This is a genomic window from Catenulispora pinisilvae, from assembly GCF_015356865.1.
GTDB lineage: Bacteria > Actinomycetota > Actinomycetes > Streptomycetales > Catenulisporaceae > Catenulispora > Catenulispora pinisilvae.
In genome coordinates this window covers 1-1703 of the sequence record NZ_JAAFZA010000488.1, presented here as the reverse complement: position 1 = coordinate 1703, position 1703 = coordinate 1, and the positions used below count along the sequence as shown (strand labels likewise).

2 protein-coding genes are annotated in these 1703 nt (G+C 68.4%); one reads left to right on the top strand and one right to left on the bottom strand.

Annotated features, from left to right (window positions below; translation table 11 throughout):
• Positions 1-146 precede the first annotated feature (146 nt).
• On the top strand, positions 147-614 hold the full coding sequence (locus IZR01_RS49080) for a GNAT family N-acetyltransferase (RefSeq protein ID WP_194927876.1): 468 nt from the start codon (positions 147-149) through the stop codon (positions 612-614).
• A gap of 308 nt (positions 615-922) precedes the next feature.
• Here IZR01_RS49080 and hisF read toward each other — a convergent pair whose 3' ends face one another.
• Complete coding sequence (gene hisF / locus IZR01_RS49075; RefSeq protein ID WP_194927877.1) at positions 923-1672, bottom strand: imidazole glycerol phosphate synthase subunit HisF; 750 nt, start codon at positions 1670-1672, stop codon at positions 923-925.
• Positions 1673-1703: the final 31 nt, after the last annotated feature.

The following is a 1703-nucleotide window of genomic DNA, read 5'->3' as shown; positions in this document are numbered from 1 at the left end:
GCTTTGGCGGGATGCGCGGTTGGGCTCGGGGTGCGCGCGAGCAGCTTCGGTGGAATGCGCGGGCGGGCTCGGGGTACGCGCGAGCAGCTTCGGTGCAATGCGCGGGGCGGGCTTGCGGCGGGCGGCTGTCGCTATGCTTCCGGCGCATGGCCAACCTCGTAATTGCCTCGATAGAACCCGCTGATTCCGGCGAGGTTCTGACCCTGCAAAGGGCCGCGTACGTCACCGAGGCGCAGTTGTACGACGACTGGTCGTTCCCCGCCCTGATCCAGAGCCATCAGGAACTTCAAGCGGAGCTGGCGCAGTCGTTCGCGCTGAAGGCCGTCCGCGACGGGCGCATCATCGGCGCCGTCCGAGCACGCCGGGACGAGGCCGTGTGGCGCATCTGGCGGTTGACGGTCGCCCCCGATGCGCAAGGGCTGGGGATCGGGACGCGGTTGCTGGCCGAGGTGGAGCGGCGGGCACCGGCTGGTGTCGAGCGGTTCGCGCTGTTCACCGGGCATCTCAGTGTGGAGAACATTCGGCTCTATGAGCGGCTGGGGTATCAGGAGAGTCGGCGGGAGATGCTGAAGTCGGGGATCGAGCTTGTTCACCTGGAGAAGGTTGCTGGGTGATCGAGGTTGTTCGCCTGGCGAGGGCTGCCGAGTGATCGAGCTTGACCGCTTGGAAGGACTGCCGGGTGATCGAGCTTGACCGCTTGGAAGGACTGCCGGGTGTTCTAGCTTGTTCGCTTGGAAGGGCTGGCAGGTGATCAAGCTTGTTCACCTGGAAAGGCTGCTGGGTGGTCGAACTCGTTCATCCGGAGAAGGCTGTCGGCCGAGTGAGGCGCGGCTCCCGGGTGTCAGTAGCGCGCGATATACATATCTATAAGGGGCGTTTCATCCTTAGCCATATGAAATGACCTCGGCACGATGAGGCGACCTCACCGCACCGGATACCCCGCCCCGCGCAGCGACTCCTTGACCTCGCCGATCGTCACATCCCCGAAGTGGAACACCGAGGCCGCCAGCACCGCGTCCGCCCCGGCCCCGATCGCCGGGGCGAAGTGCTCGGTGGCGCCCGCGCCGCCCGAAGCGATCAGCGGCACCGTCACCGCGGCTCGCACCGCCGCCAGCATCTCCAGGTCAAAGCCCTGCTTCATGCCGTCGGCGTCGATCGAGTTCAGCAGGATCTCCCCCGCGCCGAGCTCTGCCGCACGCGCCGCCCACCGCACCGCGTCGATGCCGGTGGAGCGCCGACCGCCGTGGGTGGTGACCTCGTAGCCGGACTCGGTGCTCACGCCCTCCGGGCACCGCCGCGCGTCCACCGACAGCACCAGCACCTGGTTGCCGAAGCGGTCGGCGATCTCGGCGATCAGGTCCGGGCGCGTCACCGCCGCCGTGTTGACGCCGACCTTGTCCGCCCCCGCGCGCAGCAGTCGGTCCACGTCCTGCACCGTCCGGACGCCGCCACCGACGGTCAGCGGGATGAAGACCTGGTCCGCGGTGCGGCTGACCACGTCGTAGACGGTCTCGCGGGCGTCGGATGACGCGGTGACGTCCAGGAAGGTCAGCTCGTCGGCGCCCGCCGCGTCGTAGGCCCGCGCGAGTTCGACGGGGTCGCCGGCGTCTCGCAGGTTCTCGAAGTTGACGCCCTTCACCACGCGGCCGGCGTTGACGTCCAGGCAGGGGATTACGCGGACGGCTAGGTGGGTGGGGGTGGCC

Excerpts from the sequence above, each read along its gene's own strand:
- IZR01_RS49080 (WP_194927876.1), top strand. The coding sequence starts at position 147 with ATGGCCAACCTCGTAATTGCCTCGATAGAACCCGCTGATTCCGGCGAG.